This window comes from Trinickia dinghuensis (assembly GCF_003367175.1).
GTDB lineage: Bacteria > Pseudomonadota > Gammaproteobacteria > Burkholderiales > Burkholderiaceae > Trinickia > Trinickia dinghuensis.
On the sequence record NZ_QRGA01000005.1, the window covers coordinates 66,170 to 87,277 of the forward strand.

17 protein-coding genes and 2 pseudogenes are annotated in these 21,108 nt (G+C 65.2%); 11 read left to right on the top strand and 8 right to left on the bottom strand.

Features of this window, described 5'->3' with window-relative positions:
* The first annotated feature begins 190 nt into the window (after positions 1 to 190).
* From DWV00_RS08435 to DWV00_RS08445, 3 genes are all read left to right on the top strand, one after another.
* Entirely contained in the window at positions 191 to 538 is a 348-nt protein-coding gene (locus DWV00_RS08435; RefSeq protein WP_115533383.1) for a hypothetical protein, read from the top strand.
* 186 nt (positions 539 to 724) lie between these two features.
* Entirely contained in the window at positions 725 to 2,272 is a 1,548-nt protein-coding gene (locus DWV00_RS08440) for a DUF1800 domain-containing protein (RefSeq protein WP_115533384.1), read from the top strand.
* Between the two features lie 4 nt (positions 2,273 to 2,276).
* The gene (locus tag DWV00_RS08445; protein ID WP_115533122.1) at positions 2,277 to 3,509 is read left to right on the top strand and encodes a DUF1501 domain-containing protein; all 1,233 of its coding nucleotides are present in this window, start codon (positions 2,277 to 2,279) and stop codon (positions 3,507 to 3,509) included.
* 75 nt (positions 3,510 to 3,584) lie between these two features.
* Here DWV00_RS08445 and hpnD read toward each other — a convergent pair whose 3' ends face one another.
* Positions 3,585 to 4,445 (bottom strand): presqualene diphosphate synthase HpnD, encoded by an 861-nt coding sequence (gene hpnD, locus DWV00_RS08450; protein WP_115533123.1) that lies wholly within the window; start codon positions 4,443 to 4,445, stop codon positions 3,585 to 3,587.
* 487 nt (positions 4,446 to 4,932) lie between these two features.
* Between hpnD and DWV00_RS08460 the strand changes: the two genes are divergently transcribed.
* The gene (locus DWV00_RS08460) at positions 4,933 to 6,276 is read left to right on the top strand and encodes a nicotinate phosphoribosyltransferase (protein ID WP_115533125.1); all 1,344 of its coding nucleotides are present in this window, start codon (positions 4,933 to 4,935) and stop codon (positions 6,274 to 6,276) included.
* Positions 6,277 to 6,378: 102 nt separating this feature from the next.
* Here DWV00_RS08460 and DWV00_RS08465 read toward each other — a convergent pair whose 3' ends face one another.
* From DWV00_RS08465 to DWV00_RS08485, 5 genes are all read right to left on the bottom strand, one after another.
* Entirely contained in the window at positions 6,379 to 7,800 is a 1,422-nt protein-coding gene (locus tag DWV00_RS08465; RefSeq protein ID WP_115533126.1) for an aspartate aminotransferase family protein, read from the bottom strand.
* 34 nt (positions 7,801 to 7,834) lie between these two features.
* Positions 7,835 to 9,169, bottom strand: a complete 1,335-nt coding sequence (locus DWV00_RS08470; protein ID WP_115533127.1) for a glutamine synthetase family protein — start codon at positions 9,167 to 9,169, stop codon at positions 7,835 to 7,837.
* A 73-nt stretch (positions 9,170 to 9,242) separates the two neighbouring features.
* Positions 9,243 to 10,025: a gamma-glutamyl-gamma-aminobutyrate hydrolase family protein gene (locus tag DWV00_RS08475; RefSeq protein ID WP_115533128.1), complete on the bottom strand. Its 783-nt coding sequence runs from the start codon at positions 10,023 to 10,025 to the stop codon at positions 9,243 to 9,245.
* A gap of 203 nt (positions 10,026 to 10,228) precedes the next feature.
* Complete coding sequence (locus DWV00_RS34505) at positions 10,229 to 10,453, bottom strand: hypothetical protein (RefSeq protein WP_425452738.1); 225 nt, start codon at positions 10,451 to 10,453, stop codon at positions 10,229 to 10,231.
* 314 nt (positions 10,454 to 10,767) lie between these two features.
* A complete protein-coding gene (locus tag DWV00_RS08485; RefSeq protein ID WP_115533130.1) occupies positions 10,768 to 12,204 on the bottom strand; it encodes an MFS transporter in 1,437 nt (478 codons plus the stop codon).
* A 178-nt stretch (positions 12,205 to 12,382) separates the two neighbouring features.
* Here DWV00_RS08485 and DWV00_RS08490 point away from each other — a divergent pair, with 178 nt between their 5' ends.
* The 5 genes from DWV00_RS08490 (at position 12,383) to DWV00_RS08510 (ending at position 18,385) form a co-directional block, all read left to right on the top strand.
* The gene (locus tag DWV00_RS08490; RefSeq protein ID WP_115533131.1) at positions 12,383 to 13,255 is read left to right on the top strand and encodes a LysR family transcriptional regulator; all 873 of its coding nucleotides are present in this window, start codon (positions 12,383 to 12,385) and stop codon (positions 13,253 to 13,255) included.
* Positions 13,256 to 13,427: 172 nt separating this feature from the next.
* The gene (locus DWV00_RS08495) at positions 13,428 to 15,614 is read left to right on the top strand and encodes a prolyl oligopeptidase family serine peptidase (protein WP_115533132.1); all 2,187 of its coding nucleotides are present in this window, start codon (positions 13,428 to 13,430) and stop codon (positions 15,612 to 15,614) included.
* Positions 15,615 to 15,942: 328 nt separating this feature from the next.
* A complete protein-coding gene (locus tag DWV00_RS08500) occupies positions 15,943 to 16,284 on the top strand; it encodes a hypothetical protein (RefSeq protein WP_115533133.1) in 342 nt (113 codons plus the stop codon).
* 310 nt (positions 16,285 to 16,594) lie between these two features.
* Entirely contained in the window at positions 16,595 to 17,251 is a 657-nt protein-coding gene (locus tag DWV00_RS08505) for a dienelactone hydrolase family protein (protein WP_115533134.1), read from the top strand.
* Between the two features lie 171 nt (positions 17,252 to 17,422).
* Positions 17,423 to 18,385, top strand: coding sequence for an amino acid kinase family protein (locus DWV00_RS08510; protein WP_115533135.1), 963 nt, complete (start codon positions 17,423 to 17,425; stop codon positions 18,383 to 18,385).
* Positions 18,386 to 18,411: 26 nt separating this feature from the next.
* Here DWV00_RS08510 and DWV00_RS35060 read toward each other — a convergent pair.
* Together DWV00_RS35060 and DWV00_RS08515 are read right to left on the bottom strand one after the other, a co-directional pair.
* A pseudogene (locus tag DWV00_RS35060) lies at positions 18,412 to 18,618 on the bottom strand (copper oxidase); the annotation flags it as partial.
* Positions 18,619 to 18,743: 125 nt separating this feature from the next.
* Positions 18,744 to 19,776 (bottom strand): annotated as a pseudogene (locus DWV00_RS08515) (multicopper oxidase family protein); the annotation flags it as partial.
* 167 nt (positions 19,777 to 19,943) lie between these two features.
* On the opposite strand from DWV00_RS08515, the gene DWV00_RS33945 reads away from it, so the two are divergent.
* Positions 19,944 to 20,096, top strand: coding sequence for a hypothetical protein (locus DWV00_RS33945; protein WP_181885391.1), 153 nt, complete (start codon positions 19,944 to 19,946; stop codon positions 20,094 to 20,096).
* Positions 20,097 to 20,718: 622 nt separating this feature from the next.
* On the top strand, positions 20,719 to 21,078 hold the full coding sequence (locus tag DWV00_RS08525; protein WP_147297853.1) for a hypothetical protein: 360 nt from the start codon (positions 20,719 to 20,721) through the stop codon (positions 21,076 to 21,078).
* The last annotated feature ends 30 nt before the right edge of the window (positions 21,079 to 21,108 follow it).

The following is a 21,108-nucleotide window of genomic DNA, read 5'->3' on the forward strand; positions in this document are numbered from 1 at the left end:
TACAGACGGTTACAAAATTTACCCGTGTTGATGCGCTGCGTAAACGGTCCGCACATAAACTTCTTCACTGACAGCGGTTGTTCGGTGGATACTTCATCCCATTAACACCACTCTCGCGCGCTCGATGTTGGGTCGAGCATCAGTACACGTAATTCGAGGTAGCCGGTTGCCGCACGACGAAGGGAACAAGATGACGGTGGGACACGCGGGGCCGCGCGTGCGAGCGCGGATCGTCGCGATCGCCATCGCCGGTGCCATCGCGAGTCTGATCGTTGCCGCCGATGCACGAGCGCAAGCGCCGCAGCGCGAGCGCCGCATCGAGCATCCTCATCCGTTCCGCCCATACGGCCATCGCTACCTGCCGCCGCAGTCGGCCCCGAGGCCGGTTCCGCCGGCACAGCCCGCGCCGATCGTGCGCACGGCGTCGTCGCCGGACCAGTTCGGCGATCACCAGCGTGACGGTCACATGACAGCTGAAGAGCGGCGCCTGCTGCGTCAGCATATCGAAGACGCGGTACGAGAGCTTTATAAGCGGTAATCCTCGCTTAACGCGTAGAGGAGCGCGATGCGAAAACGTTTGCTTCGTACTCCGGCCGCTATTTTCATCGCCGTTTTACTCCTCACGATATTCGCTTCGAGCGCCGATGCGAATTCCCTTCGCCCGCATTCGACGCACGCTAAAGCCGCGCGTCTTGCACGGCATGGGCCCGACGCCAACGCCGACATGGGCGCTGACGCCGATCAGGGCGATCGGCAGACGCTGCTCGATTCCGACGACGCCCGCTATTTTCTTACGCGCTCGGGCTTCGCACCGGACGAACGAACCCTCGCATCCTACGTCGGCCTCTCGCGCGAGCAAGCCGTCGATAAGCTGCTGGCCACGGCGCGCACGACACCCGTCACGCCGATGCCGGCCTGGGTCGACGAGCCGATTCCGACGCGCGCCGAGGAACGCGCGCTCGATCCGCAAGCACGGCGCGCCGAAGGCGCCGAGCGGGGGCGCCGTTACGAAGCATTGCGCGGATGGTGGATTCACGAGATGGCGACGAGGCCGTCGCCGTTGACCGAGCGCATGACGTTGTTCTGGCACGGGCACTTTACGTCGGGACAGGACAAAGTGCCGTACCCGCAGTTGATGGCGCGGCAAAACGCGTTGCTGCGCCGCTATGCGCTCGGCAGCTTCGCCGACATGCTGCATGCGGTGGCGAAGGATCCGGCGATGCTGATGTACCTCGACGGCGCGGGCAATCGCAAGGGGCATCCGAACGAAAACTTCGCGCGCGAAGTCATGGAGTTGTTCACGCTCGGCGAAGGACACTATGGGCAGCGCGACGTCAGCGAGGCGGCCCGCGCCTATACGGGCTGGAGTCTCGATCCCGACACGCGCGCGTACGTCTGGCGCGCCGATTGGCACGACGCGGGCGAGAAGACGGTGCTCGGACACACGGGCGCGTTCGATGGGGATGCCGTGCTGGACCTCCTGTTGGCGCAGCCGCAGACCGCGACCTTCATCGTGACCGAACTGTGGCGCGAGTTCGTCTCCGAGACGCCCGACCCGGCCCAGATCGAGCGCATCGCCGCACGCTTTCGGTCGAGCGGCTACGACATCGCGGTTGCGCTGCGGGGGCTGTTTTCGACCGACGCGTTCTGGGATGTGCGCAATCGCGGCGTGCTCGTCAAATCGCCGGCGCAATTCGTCGTCGGCGCGCTGCGCTCGTTCGACGTGGACGACGACGACATGACGCCGCTCGCGGGGACGCTTCGCAATCTCGGCCAAAACCTGTTCGCGCCGCCGAACGTGAAGGGCTGGCCCGGCGGCTCGACCTGGATCAACAGCACGACGCTGCTCGCGCGCGAGCAGTTCGTCGAACAGCTCTTTCGATCGACGGGGCCGAACCGGGCAAAGGCAAAGGCGAATGCAAACGCAAATGCGAAGGGGATGCCGCCGCCCTCGATGTCCGGCTCTGCCGCCAAGGGCGCTTCGACGATGACCGCGATGCGCGACATGGCGGGCGAGCGCATGGCCGCATCGATGCGGCCGGCGTCGGCACCGGGCAATGCGATGCGCGCGCAGCACGGCATGCGCTTCGATCTCGACGGCTGGCTCGCCCGCTATGGCACCGCGCCCACCGAGCGTTCCGGACTGTCGATCGAACTGCAACTGCAGCATGCGGTGCTGCCGATCTCTCCGGTCGATCCGATCGACACGGGCACATCGAGCTCGGCCTACTTGCGTGCGTTGCTGATGGACCCCGCCTACCAACTGGACTGACGCCATGCAGCGACGCCGCTTTCTCTCTTCGATGACGGCCGCCGCCGGCGCCGCGCTGTGTCTTCCCACGCAAGCGGCGTTTGCCGAGGCCGCATCGATGCTCGGGCCGGCGCCGGCGCACCCGGTGTCTTACCGGAACCTGCTGATTCTCGTCGAACTGAAGGGCGGCAACGATGGTTTGAACACCGTCATTCCGTACGCCGATCCGAACTATCGCGTGTTGCGCAAGCGCATCGGCATCGATCGAGAACACATGATCGCGCTCGACGAGCGTACCGCCCTGCATCCCGCCCTGGAGCCGCTGCTGCCTTTATGGCACGAGGGGCATTTGGCGATCGTGCAGGGGGTCAGCTACGCGCAGCCCAATCTCTCGCATTTCCGTTCCATCGAAATTTGGAACACCGCTTCGCGGTCCGACGAATACTTGAGCGACGGATGGCTGACGCGCGCGTTTGCGCGCACGCCGGTGCCGGCCGGATTCGCGGCGGACGCGCTTGTGATCGGCAGCGCCGAGATGGGGCCGTTCATGGGCGGCGCAAGGGCGGTCGCGCTCGTCAATCCGGCGCAATTCGCGCAGGCATCGCGGCTCGTCAAGCCGGCCGCGCTGAGCGAGCGCAACCCGGAGCTCGCGCACATCCTCGATGTCGAGAACGACATCGTTCACGCGGCGCTCAGATTGAAGCCGCGCCCAGGCGAGTTTGCCTTGAAGACGGTCTTTCCGGGCGGCGCGTTCGGCGCGGGCGTGAAGACGGCGATGCAAGCGCTTGCGAGCGCGGATACGCCGCGCGGCCAGCCCATCGCGGGGCAGGGCGTCGCCGCGATCCGTCTGACGCTGAACGGGTTCGATACCCATCAAAACCAGCCGGGCCAGCATGCCGCGCTGCTCGGGCAATGGGCGCAGGCAATGATGGCGATGCGCTCCGCTTTGATCGAACTGGGCCGCTGGGACGATACCTTGATCATGACGTACGCGGAGTTCGGCCGGCGGCCGCGGGAGAACGAGAGCAACGGCACCGATCACGGCACCGTCGCGCCGCATTTCGTCGCCGGCGGGCGCGTTCGCGGCGGCCTGCATGGCGTCGCTCCGGCACTGGCGCGGCTCGACGGCAACGGCAACTTACCGGTCGGCGTCGACTTCCGCGAACTTTATGCCACCGTGCTCGGCCCTTGGTGGGGGCTCGATGCCGCGAGCGTCCTGCGCGGGCGATTCCAGCCGTTGCCGATCCTGCGCGTGTAGTCGATCCCGCGCTTAGCGCTGGGCGAGCCGCAGGCCGCCGTCGGCTTCGTCTCAACGCGCCTCGTTCACCTCGTTTCAGCGCTTGCGTGCCGCGCGCCAGGCGATCCAAAGCTTGCGGATCGGCGTCAGCGCGATCCGTTGATGCAGCACTTGAAAGTTGTCGCGCTCGATCTCGTCGAGCAGCGCGAGCGCCATTGCCGTCTGGGCGCGCAACGTTCGCTGCGTCGCGCGCTCGGTGGCCGGAATGCCGGCTTGCGCCGCCTGCAGCGTTTCGCGCGCGCGATTCGTCTGAAAGCGCATGAGTTCGGAGAAAGCGGAACCGTATTTGCGATTGATGATTTCGGCTGCCGTCACGCCGTAGCGCTGCAATTCGTCGATCGGCAGGTAGATGCGTCCGTACCGCGCATCGTTGCCTAGATCTTGAACGAACTGCGCGAGCATCAGCCCGTTGCCGAGTGCGCCGGCCCAGGCGTCGGCGTGCCGCGGCTCGCGTGCCGTGGCGCGCGCGATGGCGCCGGCGAACGCGCCGCCGACGCGCTCGATATAGCGTGTGAGGTTGGCGAAATCCAAATAACGCGCTTGATCGAGGTCCATCTCGAAGCCGGCGACGAGCGTGCGCAGCATCGGCGCTTCGGCCTCGATGTCGCCGCAATGCGCGGCGAGCGCGTGCGAGACGGGGTGCGTCGGCTGGCCGGCGGCCAGCGCGGCCGTTTCCTTTTGCCACCACGCGAGCTTCGTGCGCCCGATCGTCGGATCGCTCGTGTCCTTGACCGTTTCCTCCAGTTCACGGCGCAACGCGAACAGCGCGGTCAGATACGGCTGGCGTGCCATCGGCGCTTGGCGCAGCGCGTAATAAGCGCTCGAACCCGCGGGTGCCGCTTTTTGCGCGCAGTATTCGTCGAAATTCTGGGGGACGGGAGTCGTGGGCTGTGGCACGGCGAACGAACGGTGAGGCAGTCAGTGAGTGAGGGGCAACGTTTCGACGGCGAGCAGGTTGCGGGCCAAACGGGATGAATCCGCGTCAGGCCGCTCGGGGCCGCGAGAGCGCGCCTGGCGCCCCGGCATGGCCGGTGCTCGCTTCGGTGCGGATACTACCTCAATTTCGCGCACGAGGCCCGGCACGGCTCGGGCCGCGGCCGATTCCGCGGGTCTTGCACGTGGCCTGTCGCTGGATTGCGGGCGGCTTCGCGCTGCTCGCCGGCGCCGCGCTCCCGCCTTAACTTCGGACGATTGGGACCGGGGCAGCGACCGCACGAAACGAAAGTAACGACTTCGCGAGAAAGCGTACGCAAGCGCGCGGTGCAACTGGCCGAAGCGGAGGCATCATGCGGCTGCCCGGTGGGGAAGGCCGGATGGCCCATGTCCGAAGGGCGTGCAAATTGCTATCGATTCGGATGCGACCCTTCCGGGCGGAGACGACATCATGAAGCTATCGCCAGGCAGTGCGCTCCTGACCGATCTCTACGAATTGACGATGCTGCAGGCGTACTTCGACGCCGGCGTGAACGAGACGGCATCGTTCGAATTGTTCGTGCGCGCATTGCCGATGCAGCGTAATTTTTTAATGGCGGGCGGGCTAGAGCAAGTGCTCGATTATCTCGAGCATCTTCGATTTGGGCCCGACGAGCTATCGGCGCTGGCAAAGACGCGCCGCTTTCCCGCTCCGTTTCTGCGCTCGCTCGAGCACTTGCGCTTCACGGGCGAGGTCGACGCGATGCGAGAGGGAACGGTGTTCTTCCCGGACGAACCGGTCCTGCGCATCACGGCGCCGATGCGCGAAGCGCAGCTCGTCGAAAGCCGTGTGATGAACCTCGTTCATTTCGAAACGGTCGTTGCGAGCAAGGCAGCCCGCTGCGTGCTCGCGGCGCCCGACAAGCTGCTCGTCGATTTCGGGCTGAGGCGGGCGCATGGCGCGGAGGCAGCCGTATTGTCCGCGCGCGCTTCCTATCTGGCCGGGTTCGGCGGAACGGCGACGCTCGCGGCGGGGCTCGCGTTCGATATCCCCGTCTACGGCACGATGGCGCATTCGTACGTGCAGGCCTATGCGGACGAAGCGGTGGCCTTCGAGGACTTCGCGCGCTCGCAGCCGACGAACGCGACGCTCCTGATCGATACGTACGACACCGAAGAAGCCGCGCGCAAGGTCGTGGCGCTGGCGCCGCTGCTCCTGAACGACGGCATCGCAATTCGCGGCGTGCGCATCGACAGCGGCGATCTGGGCGAGCACGCGAGGCGAGTGCGCCGCATTCTCGACGAAGGCGGGCTCTCCGGCGTGACGATCTTCGCGAGCGGCAATCTAGACGAGCATCGGCTGCACCAGCTGATGAGCGAGCAAGCGCCGATCGACGGGTTCGGCGTAGGCACGCGGATGAATACCTCGGCCGACGCGCCGTATCTCGACTGCGCGTACAAGCTCGTCGAATACGGGGGGGAGCCGCGCCGCAAGCGTTCGGAAGGGAAGTCGACTTGGCCCGCGCGCAAGGCCGTGTATCGGCTCACTGGGCCGAACGGCGTGATGGCCGGCGATTTGATCACGCTCGCAAACGAGCGGCGCGACGGAGAGCCGCTGCTCGAGCCGGTCATGCGCGGCGGCAAACGCTGTGCACAGCCTGTGACGCTGCACTCCGCGCGCGCGCATGCCTGGCGGCAACTGCGCGCGCTGCCGAACGCGCAGCGCACGCTCGATGTCGACGAGCCGTATCCGGTCGCGGTATCGGACGGCTTGCGCGAACTGGCACGGCGTCTCGATGAAGGGCGGCCCGGTTAGCCGCCTCGCAACCGTCCAGCCGCGGATCGATGCGGCGGACGTTCGTATTGCCGCGGTTCTTCTTATGGTGGGCTGCCGGCCGCGTCGATATTGCGATTCGTTCTACGCCATTCCGAACTGCCGTGCCGTTGCATCGACGGCGCGCTTCGCCTTGTCCACGATCTCGTCGATTTCCGCATGCGTGACGACGAGCGGTGGGGAGAGCAGCATGCGGTCCCCCGACGCGCGCATGATCAGGTTGCCGTTGAAGCAGAAGTCGCGGCAAACCGCGGCCACCTCGCTGCCGTTGGCGAACCGCTTGCGCGTATCGGCCTCTTGCGCGAGCTGCACGGCCGCGACGAGCCCGGCACCGTCCACCTCGCCGACGATCGGATGACCGTCGAACGCTTGTCTCAGGCTCGCTTGGAAGTAGGACCCCGTATCGCGCTCGACGCACTCGACGATTCCCTCGTCGCGCAGCAGTTCGAGGTTGGCCACGGCCACGGCCGCCGCCACCGGGTGGCCGGAATACGTGAGACCGTGGTTGAACTCGCCGTTCTCGATGATCGGCGCGGCGATCCTGTCGTGCAGTGCGACGGCGCCCATCGGCACATAGCCGCTCGTCAGCCCTTTGGCGAGCGTCAATAGATCGGGCTCGAAGCCGAAATGGCGGTGCGAGAACCATTCGCCCGTGCGGCCGAACCCGCCTATGACTTCATCGGCCACGAGCAGCACGTCGTATTGGCGGCAAATGCGTTGAATCTCGGGCCAGTAGCTCGAAGGCGGAAAGATGACGCCGCCCGCCCCCTGAAACGGCTCGCCGATAAAGGCGGCGACGTTCTCGGGCCCGAGCTCGAGGATCTTCGCTTCGAGCTGCCGGGCTCGCTCGAGACCGAACGCTTCGGGCGAGAGAGCCGTGGGTGCTTCGCCGAAGAAGTACGGTTGATCGATATGGACGATATGCTCGACCTTCGACGGCATTTGCTCGTGCATGTAGCGCATGCCCCCGAGCGTTGCCCCCGCTATCGTCGATCCGTGATAGCCGTTCTTGCGCGAGACGATATATTTCTTCGACGGTTGGCCCTGTGTCGCCCAATATCGATAGACGATGCGCAGCACCGTGTCGTTGCCTTCCGAGCCGCTGTTGCAATAGAAGAAATGATTGAACGGCTCCGGGGCGAGCTCGGACAGCAAGGCCGACAGCGCGATGACCGGCGGATGCGTCGTCTTGAAGAACGTGTTGTAGTAGGGCAGCTCGCGTAGCTGGCGATAGGCGGCGTCGGCCAGCTCCTTGCGGCCGTAGCCGAGGTTCACGCACCAGAGCCCGGCCATGCCGTCGATGATGCGGTTGCCGTCGGAGTCCCACAGGTAGACGCCTTCGGCCTTGACGATCACGCGGCTGCCGGCGCGATTGAGCGCGCCCATGTCGGAAAACGGGTGAAGATGGTGTGCGGCGTCGAGTGCGCGATAGTCGGCAGTACTGAGCGATGGCGCGCTGCCGTTCGGCACGGCGGTGGACGGTTCTAGATCTAGATCGTGACTCATGCTCCCTCCATGAAATCGAATTGCGCGTTCCGTTTCAAACGTGCAGCAGCAGATGCTTGCGCTCCCACGAGCTGATGACGCGGAAGAACGCGTCGTACTCGGTTTCCTTCAACCTGAGGAACGCTTTGACGAAAGCTTCGCCGAGGATCGAGGCAAGCGGCCCCGAAGCGGCCATCAGCGTCAGTCCTTCCTCGAGATTGCGCGGCAATTGATACGGCATCCGGTAGCCGTCGTTCGCGAGCGGTTCGGTCGGCGAGAGCCGCTGCGTGAGACCGAGGTAGCCGGCGGCCAGCGTACCCGCGATCGCGAGGTAGGGGTTGCAGTCGACGCCCGGAATCCGGTTCTCGATGCGCCTTGCCGCGGGGGATGCATGCGGTATGCGAAAGCCCACGGTGCGGTTGTCGTAGCCCCATTGCACGTTGATCGGCGCAGCCATGAAGCGCGACAGGCGCCGATAGGAATTGATGTACGGCGCGAAGATCGGCATCAGCGCTGGCGTGTACTTCTGCAACCCGCCGATGTACTGATAGAAGAACTCGGTGGGCGCGCCGTCGCCGTCCGTGAACAGATTGCGGCCCGTCTCCAGATCGACGATGCTTTGATGCACGTGCATCGCGGAGCCCGGCTCGCCCTCCATCGGCTTGGCCATGAACGTGGCATACATGTGATGGCGCAGCGCGGCCTCGCGCACGGTCCGCTTGAACAGGAATACGCGATCGGCAAGATTGAGCGGATCCCCATGCAGAAAGTTGATCTCCATCTGCGCCGCGCCCACTTCGTGGATCAACGTGTCGACCTCGAGTTCTTGGATATCGCAGTATTCGTAGATGTCTTCGAACAGCGGATCGAACTCGTTGACGGCTTCGATCGAGTAAGCCTGCCGTCCCGTTTCGGCGCGCCCCGTGCGGCCGACGGGCGGGCGCAGCGGCAAGTCCGGATCCTTGTTCATCTCGACGAGATAGAACTCGAGTTCGGGCGCGATGACGGGTTTCCATCCCTTGGCCGCATAGAGTTCGAGGACGCGGCGCAAGACCCGGCGCGGCGAAATCGCCACGGGGGTGCCGTCGAAATGCACGCAGTCGTGGATCACCTGCGCGGTGGGATCGACGGCCCAAGGGATCAGGCGGATCGTCGAGGGATCGGGCACGCAGACCATGTCGGGATCGGTCACCCCCGTCAAGCTGCCGTCGTCGGGGTACTCGCCCGTCACGGTTTGGATCATCACGGCCTGCGGCAGGCGCATCGATTCGCCCGACTCGAACTTGCTGCGCGGGATGATCTTGCCGCGCGCGATGCCCGCCATGTCGGGGATGATCGCTTCGATCTCGGTGATCCGATGCTTCTTGAGAAATTCGTCGATGTCGTGCATAGGAGTTCTCGATTCGTTGTTATGAGTGAGCCGAGTGAGCGGTTCTCATCGGGCGTCGGTGCCCATGCGTGGCTCAAGGGTGTGCGCCGGACTGCGCGCAAAGACGTACGCTCATGCGCGCCCGGCACGCCGCGCCGAACGCGCGGAAGATCGCGGTGGAAAACGGATCGCTCGCGTGCTGCCATTCGGGATGCCACTGCACGCCGAGCGCGAAAGCCACGGCATCGGTCACGCGCACGGCTTCGATCAGGCCGTCGGGGGCGAGCGCCTCGACGGTCAGTCCCGGCGCGAGCTTGGCGATGCCTTGCGCGTGCAGCGAATTCACGCGGGCTTCTGTGCAATTGCCGGCCAGCGTGCGCAACAGCCCGCCGTCGCTCAGCCGCACGGTATGCGCGGGGCCGTATTGCACGTCGAGCGGATCGGTTTGGTTTTCGCGGTGATCGTCGTGGCCGTCGAGTTCGTGCACACGTTGATGCAGCGTGCCGCCGTAGACGACGTTCATCTCCTGAAAGCCGCGGCAGATCGCGAGCACGGGCACGCCGCTCTCGATCGCGGCACGCATGAGCGGCAGCGTCGTGGCGTCGCGTGCCGGATCGTGCAGCGTGCCCGGTGCGCTCGGCGCGCCGCCGTAACGGCGCGGCTCGACATTGGATGCACTGCCGGTGAAGACGAGACCGTCGAGCGATTGGAGGAGCGCTGGGATCGGCTGCTTCTCGCCGAGCGCGGGAATGGCGACCGCGAGCGCACCGGCGCCTTCGACTACGGCGGTGATGTATTTGTCGACGACGACATGCGCGCGATGCATCCCGATTTCGGTGCTGTCGGCGGTCACGCCGACGAGTGGTTTATTTAGCATAACTAACCAATTGCGATGAAATGACCGGTGTTCGAGCGAGGAACGATAGCGATCGAAGTCGCATTTCGCTCGGCGTTCGAAATCGAGCGTCGAAGTTCGCTGCTTGCGTCGGGGCGAGCGACGGCCTCGCGACGGGCGCGACGGCACGCGCGCCAAGCCGGCGCGGCGGACGAATCGAACGGGTAACGGACGGGAAAGAGGCGCTACGGCAGCAACGAGGCGGCGTCGTCGATGTGAACGGCGATGTAGGCGCGGGCGGACGTGACGTTGTGTCGTCGAACGCAGCGGCGCGAAAGGATCGTGAAGACGGACAGAAACCGGCGGAACGCAAGCGGGCCGGTGCAGCCGTCGGCGATGGCGCTGTCAGCGCGAAGACGATTCGCGACCTGACTGCGGTTCCATCTAACCAAAGGGCCTCGGACTCTCACGATGACACTCGACTCGGTGATGTTGAGGAAAGCAAACGGTTCGGCACGTGGCGAAACGGCCTTGTGCAGTGCGGCAAATCACCGCGCGAACTGCTCGACCGCGAACGACCGCCCGTTTCGGGCCGGAACCTGAGAGTCAGCATATATCAGCCAGGCTTGCCGTCAATCCCCTTCGAAGATTTCGGGTACGGCATCACCGGCGATGATGCGTTGCATGGACTGGTCTCGCGTTCCGAGTTCCCGGGAGCGGTTGGCGTTCGACCCGAATTTCCCTTGCGAGTTCAGAACGTATCGCCTGTACCGATGCCGCTGCTTCAATTCATCGCTACGCCTTCGCTGGGCTGATCCGCGTGTTGGCCGTCGCCCGATCTTGCGGCCAAGCATGCGGCCCCGGCGTACGTGACGCCCGCGAGCACGCCCACGACGGTGAGTGCGGTCGACAAATGGGTCGCGAGCATGGCCGCCGCGCCGGCGAATGCGACGCCGAGCAGGCTGCCCGCTTGGCGCAGCGCATTGAGCAAGCCCGATGCGACCCCCGCCGATTCGGCCGGTACCTGTTCGAGGATCGTGGCGATCATCGGCGGCACCGACAAGGCCGTTCCGGCACCGAACGCGGCCATCGCCGCGACGACGAACGCCCAAGCGGCCTGCGTTTCGAGCAATGCCGTCATGGCCGGGCCGGCGATGGTTGCGACGGTCAGCCCGACCGTCATCAAATGCTTCGCGCTCATGCGGCCGTGCAGCTTGCCGGCCAGCACATTGCCGAGCGAGAGACTCGCGGCCATCGGCAACATCGCGAGCCCCGTGTGACGTGCATCGAGCCCGCGCACGCCGTGCAGGTAGAGGCTCAGCAAAAACAGCACGGCGAAGTAGCCGACATACACGAGCGTGCCGCTCGCGTTCATTGCGACGAACTTTGCATTGCGGAACCACGTTAGCGGCACCATCGGATCCGCGACGCGGCGTTCGACGGCAACGAGCGTGCACGCGGCCGCGACGGCGACGACGATGGCCACGATCACTTCGGCGGCGCCGATGCCGCGCGTGGGCATTTCGATCGCGGCGAAGCACAGCGCCGCGAGGGCGATCGTGCTCGTAACCTGGCCGCCCCAATCGAAGCCGCGCGAGCGAGCGGGCACGGTGGCGCGAACGAGGGCCCAGGCGCCGGCCAACGCGACGATGCCGGTGGGCACGTTGACCAGGAACGCGCTGCGCCAGCCGAATCCGTCGACGAGCAGCCCGCCCGCAACAGGACCGATCGCCGCGGCGATCGATGCAATGCCGGCCCAGGCCGCGATGGCCTTGGCGCGCTGCGCGGGATCGTGGAACGTCGCGCGGACGATCGCGAGCGAGGCGGGCAGGAACAGCGCGGCTCCCATGCCTTGCACGAAGCGCGCCGCGACCAGTGTGCCGACCGACGGGGCCAGACCACAGGCGGCCGATGCGGCAACGAACAGCGCCAGCCCCGATAAATAGACGGCCTTCGCGCCGAAACGGTCCGACGCCACGCCGCCGGCGAGAATCAGCGCGGCGAAGCTCAGCGTATAAGCGTCGACGATCCATGCGAGGCCCGCGACGGAGGCGTGCAGATGCGCACGCATCGAGGGCAGGGCGACGTTGACGATCGTCGTGTCGAGTACCGCCATGAACATGCCGCTCGCGACGAGCACGAGCGTCCAGCGTTGCCGGGCGGCTTCGGCGCGTTCCAGCGCAGGATTCGGGGCAAGCGGTTCGATAGCGCAGTCGGTCATGAAAGCTCCTGTTTTCGGCTTGATGCCAAGCTGTTCGATAGCCGGCGACAAGCCGTCAATGACCAAAAGTCTATAGACTGGTGGTGCTGCGACAAAGCAGTGAATCTGCGGAACTGTGATGCAAAAATGCATCAGCAGGAAATCGAGCGGAAATCACTACGAATTCTCGTAAATCACCATGACCAACTGGGATAACGCGCGCTTTTTCCTGGCGGTCGCCCGCACCGGCACGCTGCGCGGCGCCGCGGCGCGCTTGTGCGTCGATCAGGCGACCGTCGGCCGGCGAATCGCCGCGCTCGAGGAAGCGCTGTCGGCGCGGCTCTTTCTGCGCACGCCGACCATGTACGTCCTGACGAGCGCCGGCGAGGCGCTGATCGCGCCGGCCGAGGCGATGGAGCAGGCCGTCCACCAAATCGAGCGCCGCATCGTCGGGATGGACGATCAGCTGTGCGGCACGATCCGCGTCGCGACCACGGACTCGATCGGCAAGCATTTTGTCCTTCCTGCAATCGCGAAGCTGCGGGCCGTGCATCCGGGGATCGAGATCGTGTGCGTCACGTCGCCCGGCTTCGCGAACTTGACGCGGCGAGAGGCCGACATTGCCATTCGCACGCAGCGCCCCGAATCGCCCGATCTGATCGTGCGTCGCGTCGCGCAACTCGAATCGGGTATCTATGCGTCGCGCGCCTATCTCGCCGCACGCGGCGAACCGAGCGAGGGCGCCTCGTTCGAGGGGCACGATCTCGTCATGTATCAGCGGGCCGTGTTGCCGTCGATGTGGGAGTCGCTCTGCGGGGAGCCGATCCAGCGCGGGCGCGTGGCGTTTCAGACTTCGTCGTCGATGATGCTGTTCGAGGCCGCGATCGCCGGGCTCGGCGTGACGGAATTGCCATGCTTCAGGGCCGACCAGGAGCCGGACCTCGTGCGCGTGATGCCGAACCGAGGCGATCGCTTCGACATCTGGCTCGTCGCCCACGCCGATCTGTACAAGACGGCGCGCATGCAGGCGTTCATCGACGCCGTCGCGCGCGAGTTCGAGCAGGGGATTTGAGCGCCGGCTGCGCTTGGCGATCGGCAATTGGCGCACAGGACCGTCGATAGAGCCGGAAGTTCGCCTGCGTTCGCATGCGCCGTTCGCAGCCGACATTCGAGCATGTCCTCTACTATCGCCGACGCACGCGTCACGTTAATCTTGCGCGTCGTTACTTGGAGCACACACAACAATGAAACGAAACAAGCCTCTGATAGCCGTAACGCTTTTGTCCTGCTTTGCCGCCTCGAGCGCGTCCTGGTCTGCCGAACATCCCCCCGTTGCCCCCGTGCGTCCCGTCACCACCGACTATTTCGGCACGCCCGTCGTCGACGATTACCGCTACATGGAGAATCTGAAGGATCCTGAAGTCCAAGCGTGGATGAGGCAACAGGACGACTATACGCGCCGCGCGCTGGATGCCATTCCGGGGCGCGATGCGCTTGCGCGGCGCGTCGAAGCGCTGATGAGCGGCGATCTGCGCCGCACCGATTTCACGCGCCGCGGCCACCGCCTCTTTTATCAAACGGCCGCGGCCGGCGAGAACCTGCTGAAGCTGGCCTATCGTGACGGCGTGAACGGCGAGGAGCATGTGCTCGTCGATCCGGCCAAGCTGTCGACCGACAGCACGCGCCACTTCGCGCTCGATTGGTACGCGCCGTCGTGGGACGGCCGCTACGTTGCCTACGGCGTTTCGGAGGGCGGCTCGGAACAAAGCGTCTTGCACGTCATCGACGTTCAGACGGGCCATCAGTTGTCCGAATCGATCGATCGCACGAGTTCGTGCGTCGTGTCCTGGCGCAGCGACAACCGCTCGTTCTTCTATCTGCGCTATCCGAAAGTCGGCCCGAACACGCCGCTCGCGCAGAGCGAGTACAACGCAGTCGCGCATCTGCACGTGCTCGGGCAGAACGCGGACGGCGACGGCGATGCGGCGGTGTTCGGCAAAGGCGTATCGCCCAAGCTCGACGTGCCTGACGGGCAGGCGGGATACGTGCTTGTCTCGCCCGATTCACCGTACGCGGTGGCGGTGGCCAACCACAACATGGACAACAACCCGAACACGTTCTACGTCGTTCGCTTGGCGGACATCCACGGCGCCGATACGCCGTGGAAGAAGATCGCGAGCCCCGAAGACGGCGTCGTAGACGTGCAATTGCACGGCGATCGTCTCTATGCGCTGACGGGCAAGGACGCCTCGCGTTTCAAGGTTGTCTCGGCGCCGCTCGCGCACCCCAATCTCGCGCACGCGGACGTTGTCGTGCCTGAAGGGCAGAACGTCATCGATTCGTTCGCGCTCGGCAGCGACGGCATCTATCTGGCCGAGCGAGCGGGCGCTACGTTCGAGCTGCATCGAACCGGCTTCGACGGCAAAGACGACCAGACGATCCCGCTCCCGTTCGCGGGCGCGATTCGCGATTTGGCACCCGATGCGAAGCTGCCCGGCGTGATGCTCGAGCTGCGCGGCTGGGTCAAGTCGCCGCGCGAACTCGCCTATGCGCCGGGTGCGAACGGGGCCACGGATACGGGTTTGATTCCGCCGTCGAAGACCGAATCCGACGATTTGGAAGCGCGGGAGACTTTCGCGACCGGCTACGACGGGACGCGCATCCCCGTTTCGATCATCTCGAAGAAAGGCATCACGCGCGACGGCACGCATCCCACGATCATCTATGGCTACGGCAGCTACGGCTTGTCGATGGATCCGAGCTACCAGCCCGCTTGGCGCGCCTGGTTCGAGCAAGGCGGCATCATGACGGTCGTGCACATGCGCGGCGGCGGCGAGTACGGCGATGCCTGGCATCGCGCCGGGCAGAAGCTGTGGAAGATCAACACGATGTTCGACTTCCTCGCGGGCGCGCACTACATGATCGACCAGGGCTACACGCAGAGTCAGTATCTGGTGGCCAACGGCCGCAGCGCGGGCGGGATCGTGATGGGCGGTGCGCTGACGATCGATCCGGGCTTGTTCCGCGTCGTGCTCGACGATGTAGGCGTGTCGGATACGCTGCGCTTCGAGACCGAGCCGAACGGCCCGCCCAACGTGCCGGAGATGGGTTCCGCGTCGAACGAGGCAGGCTTCCATGGCCTCTACACGATGAGCGCGTACGACCATATTCATAACGGCACGCCGTATCCGGCCGTCATGTTCACGACCGGCGCGAACGATCCGCGCGTGTCGCCCTGGCACATGCTGAAGATGACCGCGCGCGTGCAGGCGGCGACATCGAGCGGGCATCCGGTGCTGCTGCGCGTCGACTACGACGCCGGGCACGGCATCGGCTCGAGTGTTGCGCAAACGGCCGACCGCTACGCCGACGAATGGGCGTTCTCGCTGTGGCAGGTCGGGGCGCCGGGCTTCCAGCCGAAGGCGAAGTAAACGTCGGTAATGCGCGCCGCATCGCTTTTCGCGGCGCGCACGCGGTGCGGCGGAATAACGCGGCGCGGCCGTCCGTTTTGCCATTGGAGGGGCGATGTTTTCGCCCTCGATGGCCGTACGGCGTTCTCGATCGATCTCTCGTTGTGAGATCGGCCCATGCGTGCAGCGATGCGGACGTAGGTCTGGGCAGCGTACGACGGCAATACGTTTAGCAGGCGCCATCATGCACACGATTTTTCGTCGCGCGCCGGCGTGTGCGGTAGGGGTGGTGCTTGCTGCCTCCACCGCTTGCGCCGCGGCACAAACTTCTCCAGGTTCAACCATCGACATGTCGACGTGCCGCGACGTCACGACGCAAGTCGAGATCGACGGTGCGGTTCAGCCCGTTAACGGCCGCGCATGCCTGCAGTCGGACGGCAATTGGGTGCTCGTCGGCACGTATGACGATTGGGCCGGGTACCCGTACGCCTACGATTACTACCCGTGGTATTGGGGCGCTCCGGTCCTCATCGGCGGGTCGTTTGTGTTCGTCGACCGTTTCCATCACTTTCACCATTTCCATCACGAGGGCGGCTTTCACTCCGCTGGAGGGATGAGGCCCGCCGGGATGAGCCATGGGTGGCGTGGGGGATGGGGCGGCGGTATGGGCGGCGGCATGCATCGACGTTGAATCTCTCGCGGTATTTGCCTTCATAAACCGATGCGCGGTTTGTCCTGTTCGTCATGACGGACGGGTTTTGGAGCTTGTTCTCCTATCGAAGCGCGTTCTGACCCGGTTAGGTTGCGAATCGTCGGCACTCGCTCATTCAACTACGAGTGGATGCGCGCGCAACGAACTTCGCCGCGGCCTTGCCGGGTCCCCACCCTTGAAACTAGTTTCCCGATTGCATATCATTCGGCGGGTTTTCTGACGTAAGAATCCTGAACCCGAGCGCTACGCGTCCATCGGTCGCACATCGAGCGTTTCTTTCGGAGTCTCCATGCAAACGCAAGAAGTCGACATCCCGGCCGATGACGTCCGGCTCAAAGGCATATTGACGATCCCCGCCGATGCGCACGCCATCGTCGTGTTCGCGCACGGCAGCGGCAGCGGCCGCGCGAGCCCGCGCAACCGGCAAGTCGCCGATGTGCTTCACGAAGCCGGTCTCGCCACGCTTTTGTTCGACCTGTTGACCGAGCAAGAACATCAAGTCGACCTTGTATCGGCCGAGTACCGGTTCGACATCCCCCTGCTCGCGAACCGGTTGGAGACTGCGCTCGACTGGATCTACGCATCGCCCGACACCGAATCGCTGCCGGTCGGCCTGTTCGGTGCGAGCACGGGCGCGGCGGCAGCCCTTATTGCCGCGTCAGTGCTGCCTGACGATGTCGGCGCCGTCGTTTCGCGCGGCGGGCGCGCCGATCTCGCGGGCGACGCGCTCCCCCACGTCGAAGCGCCGACGCTGCTCATCGTCGGCGAACTCGACGAGGATGTCGTCCATTTGAATCAGCTCGCCGCCAGCCAGCTGCAATGCGAGCACAGAATCATGATCGTTGCGGACGCAACGCATCTGTTCGAGGAGCCCGGCACACTCGATCATGCCGCGCGTCTCGCCTGCGACTGGTTTCTCGCCAAGCTCATGCCGGTCGCCGGATAGCCGTTTCGTCGGACATGACGCACGTCAATTTCCTCCGGATGTGCCCCAGGACGCAGTCGCGCGCATCGAGTTGCTTTATATCTGTGGATCGTTGTCGATGGGCGACGAGCCGACAGTCGAGGGCGCGGCGGGTACGCGGGCAACGTAACGGCGAGCAGGAGGGACGGACAGATGCGCATCGTGATCGCTTTGGCCGAGAGCGCGCTGCACAGGCGCGGCGAGAAGGGCTGTTCCGAAGACGAAGCACACCACGTTAGGGCCGCGGCCGCGCAGTTGGCTCGCGTTGCCGACGGTAACGATCTTGTCATCGTCCACGACAACGAGCATCACAACGGACACCATAGATCGGCGGTTCCCGCGTCGCGGGATCGCGCGCCTTTCCATAACGGAGAGATCGAACGCGACGTGTTCGATGCCGAAACCAATGTCGGCGTCGGTTGCCGTTTCGAACTCGAGCTGCGCAATTGCCTGACGAGCGCACGCCCGTGCGCAACGCTGCTCACGATGGTCGAGGTCGATCGGGCCGACCCCGCGTTCGAGCATCCCGACAAGGCGATCGGCGCGTTCATCGTGGACGAACGCGCGCTCGCCGCGGCGCATGCAAAGCACTGGAGCCTGACTCACGACGGTATCGGCTATCGGCGCGTCGTGCCGAATCCGCGGCCGAAGCGCCTGCTGCAAACGCAGCCGCTGCACCGCCTGATCGAGCAAGGCACCGTGGTCATGTGCAGCGGCGGCGGCATGCCCGTCGTGGCGGCTGCCGACGGCGCGCTGCAAGGCGTTCAAGCCTTCATCGATCCCTATGGCGGCGCCGCGCTCATCGCGGAGACGATCGACGCCGACCTGTTCGTGATCGCTACCGATATGGCCGGCGTCATTCTCGATTGCGGCACGGCCAATTCCAAGCTGCTGCGCCATGGGCATCCGAGCGCCGTGCGCGAATTCGCGCTTTCAGCCGGCGCCATGGCCCCGAAGCTTCACGCCGCATCGCGCTTTGCCGAGCGCACCGGACGGCGCGCCGCGATCGGCGCGTTGGCCGATGTCGAACGGCTCGTCGACGGTACCGCCGGTACGACGATTTCTTGCGAACGCGTCGATCCGAGTTCCATCCTCGGCGGGTCGGTCGCGCGCTGAGCCGGCGCGGTTCGCCGCTTGTCGAATCAGGCGTGCTCGGGCGTCACCGTATATTCACGGGCGACCGTGCCTTCGGGATGCGCGTACCACCCCGGGTCGCGATAGTCGTCGCGCGCCAAATTCTCGCGGACCTTCACGACGCTGAACATACCGCCCATTTCAAGCGGGCCGAAGGGGCCCGTTCCCGTCATCATCGGCAGCGTGTTCTCGGGCAAGGGCATGGACATGCCGCCCGTCGAGTCTTCCATGCCCGGCATGCCCCCCATGTCGGGCATCCCCTTCATGCCCTCCATGCCTTCCATGCCTTCCATGTTGCCCATTCCGCCCATTCCGCCCATCGCCCTGTCTTCGTGCTTGGGCTTGGCGCGATCGCTTTCAGAGACGCCGGACGCAGCCGGCTTGCGATGATCCATTGCATTCATCGTGTGATGCGACTTATGGCAATGAAACGCCCAATCGCCGGGCCGGTCGGCGATGAATTCGATCGCGCGCATCTGGCCGACCCCGACATCGACCGTGACCTCGGGCCACCGTGCCGACGACGGCACCCAGCCTCCGTCGGTGCCGGCCACCTCGAAGCGATAGCCGTGCAGATGAATCGGATGATTCGTCATCGTCAAGTTGCCGAAGCGGATGCGTACGCGGTCGCCGGCTCGCACCGGCAGCGGGTCGATGCCGGGGAAGACACGTGCGTTCCACGCCCACGTGTTGAAGTCGGTCATTTCATCGACGCGCGGTGCGTATGTGCCGGGATCGATGGCATAGGCCGACATCAGAAAGACGAAATCGCGATCGACGCGCATCGCCTGCGGGTCGCGCGGATGCACGATGAACAGCCCCATCATGCCCATTGCCATTTGCACCATCTCGTCCGAGTGCGGGTGGTACATGAACGTGCCGGCACGCTCGAGGCGGAATTCGTAGACGAATGTCTTGCCCGGCGGGATGTGCGGCTGCGTAAGGCCGCCCACGCCGTCCATGCCGCACGGCACGGGCATGCCGTGCCAGTGCACGGTCGTGTGCTCAGGCAGCTTGTTCGTCACGAAGATCCGGACGAGGTCGCCCTCGACCGCCTCTATCGTCGGCCCCGGTGCTTGGCCGTTGTAGCCCCAGAGATTCGCGTGCATGCCTGGGGCGATCTCGCGCACGACGGGCTCGGCGATCAGATGAAATTCCTTCCAGCCGTTCTTCATTCGCCACGGCAAGGTCCAGCCGTTGAGCGTGACGACCGGGTTATAGGGCTGGCCGTTCGGCGGCGCGAGCGGCGCGGCGGTTGTTGCGCTCGCTGTACTGGGCGCGTCGGGAAGCAAGGCGGCACCGGCCTTGCTGACGAGGGCGGCGCCGAGCAAAGCGGCGCCCGAGCCGCCCAAAAATGTGCGACGTGTGAGCATGTCGTTGACCTTTCCGTCTCTTGTGTCTCGTGTTTCGTGCCTCGCGTATCTCGTATCGCGAGTCATGTCGAACTCGGCGGCGCGATGTCGGCCGCGAGCATGGGATTGCCGCGGCAGGCAAGCCGCGGCAGCCGAATCAGAGGTGGGAGAGACGAGGCGGGCGTTCGATGCCGCCTGTCAGAAACGAGGCGTCCGCGGCGGATAACGGGGGAAAGCGTGTGAGCCGCGCGGCGTCGATCGAGCGCACGCTCTGCACGGCAGTGGGAAGTGCTGCGCCGAAGCAGCAGGATGAGCAGGTGAAGCAAGTCGAGCAGGGGTGAGCGCTATGGGCACCCGCGTGTGAGCACCCGCCGGGATGGGCCGTCGGACGGTCGTGCTCCGCTTGCATCGCGATGCTTGCGTAACGCGCGTGTGCGTGCGTGTGCAAGCAGAAGGCCGCATCGCCATTGCCGTGGTGCGGCAAGCCGAGCATCGTCGACGCAGCCGCGAACGCTTGGGCCGGCAGGCTCAGCGCGAGGAGAATGACGAGGAGAAAGCGGCGCCATGTCGACATAGCGCGGGAGTCTAGCACGCGGCATCCAGGCTCCCGGCTACGCGCACTTGGCCGCGCCGGCCGACGTGCTCGTGCTCGATCTGACGATGCCGGCCGGCGACGACCCCAGCCTCAATCCGGTCAAATTTAGGGTTTACGCGCATCTAAAGTAAGAGGGCCAGACGCCGTAATCCTTGGGAGCGACGCCGGCGGCTTTCGCTTTCGCGCGATTGCGCCAACGTTTGCGCGTGTCCCCTCAAACGGAGTCGGCGATGCCGGCCGCCGTACGCTGGGCCTTCGTTTGCGCGGCAGTGGTATTCGTCGGGTGGATGTTCGTGACTGATTGGTGACACCGCTCGATTCGTCTCCGCCTCACTTCCATGCATCACATGCATCTCGCGACTTCGTCCATGCAATCGACCGGGGCTGATCGGAACGCTATTTCGGCCGCTCAGGCGCGCGCCGCATTCAATGCGCTGTATCTGGTGTCAGGCGCCGCGGCGCAACTCGGCGCACATGGTCTGCAGATCGAAGAGGGGCATTGGCATGCGCTCGCGCTGGCGGCGCGCGATGCCAATGCCGCGCTGCAAGCCCATGCTCAAGCGCATGCCAACAGCGACGCCATTGCGGCGTGCCGCCGCCTATCCATGCTTTGCGACCGGCTGCTCGAACGCCGAGCGATGGGGCACGCCAGCCCCTCTACCGTTTGGCGCGATCTCGTGCGGGCAGGGCGCGACGCGTATGAGCAATTCGATACGTTCGATACGTAGCGAGGGCGGGCCAGCCGGCTCCCGAGGCCG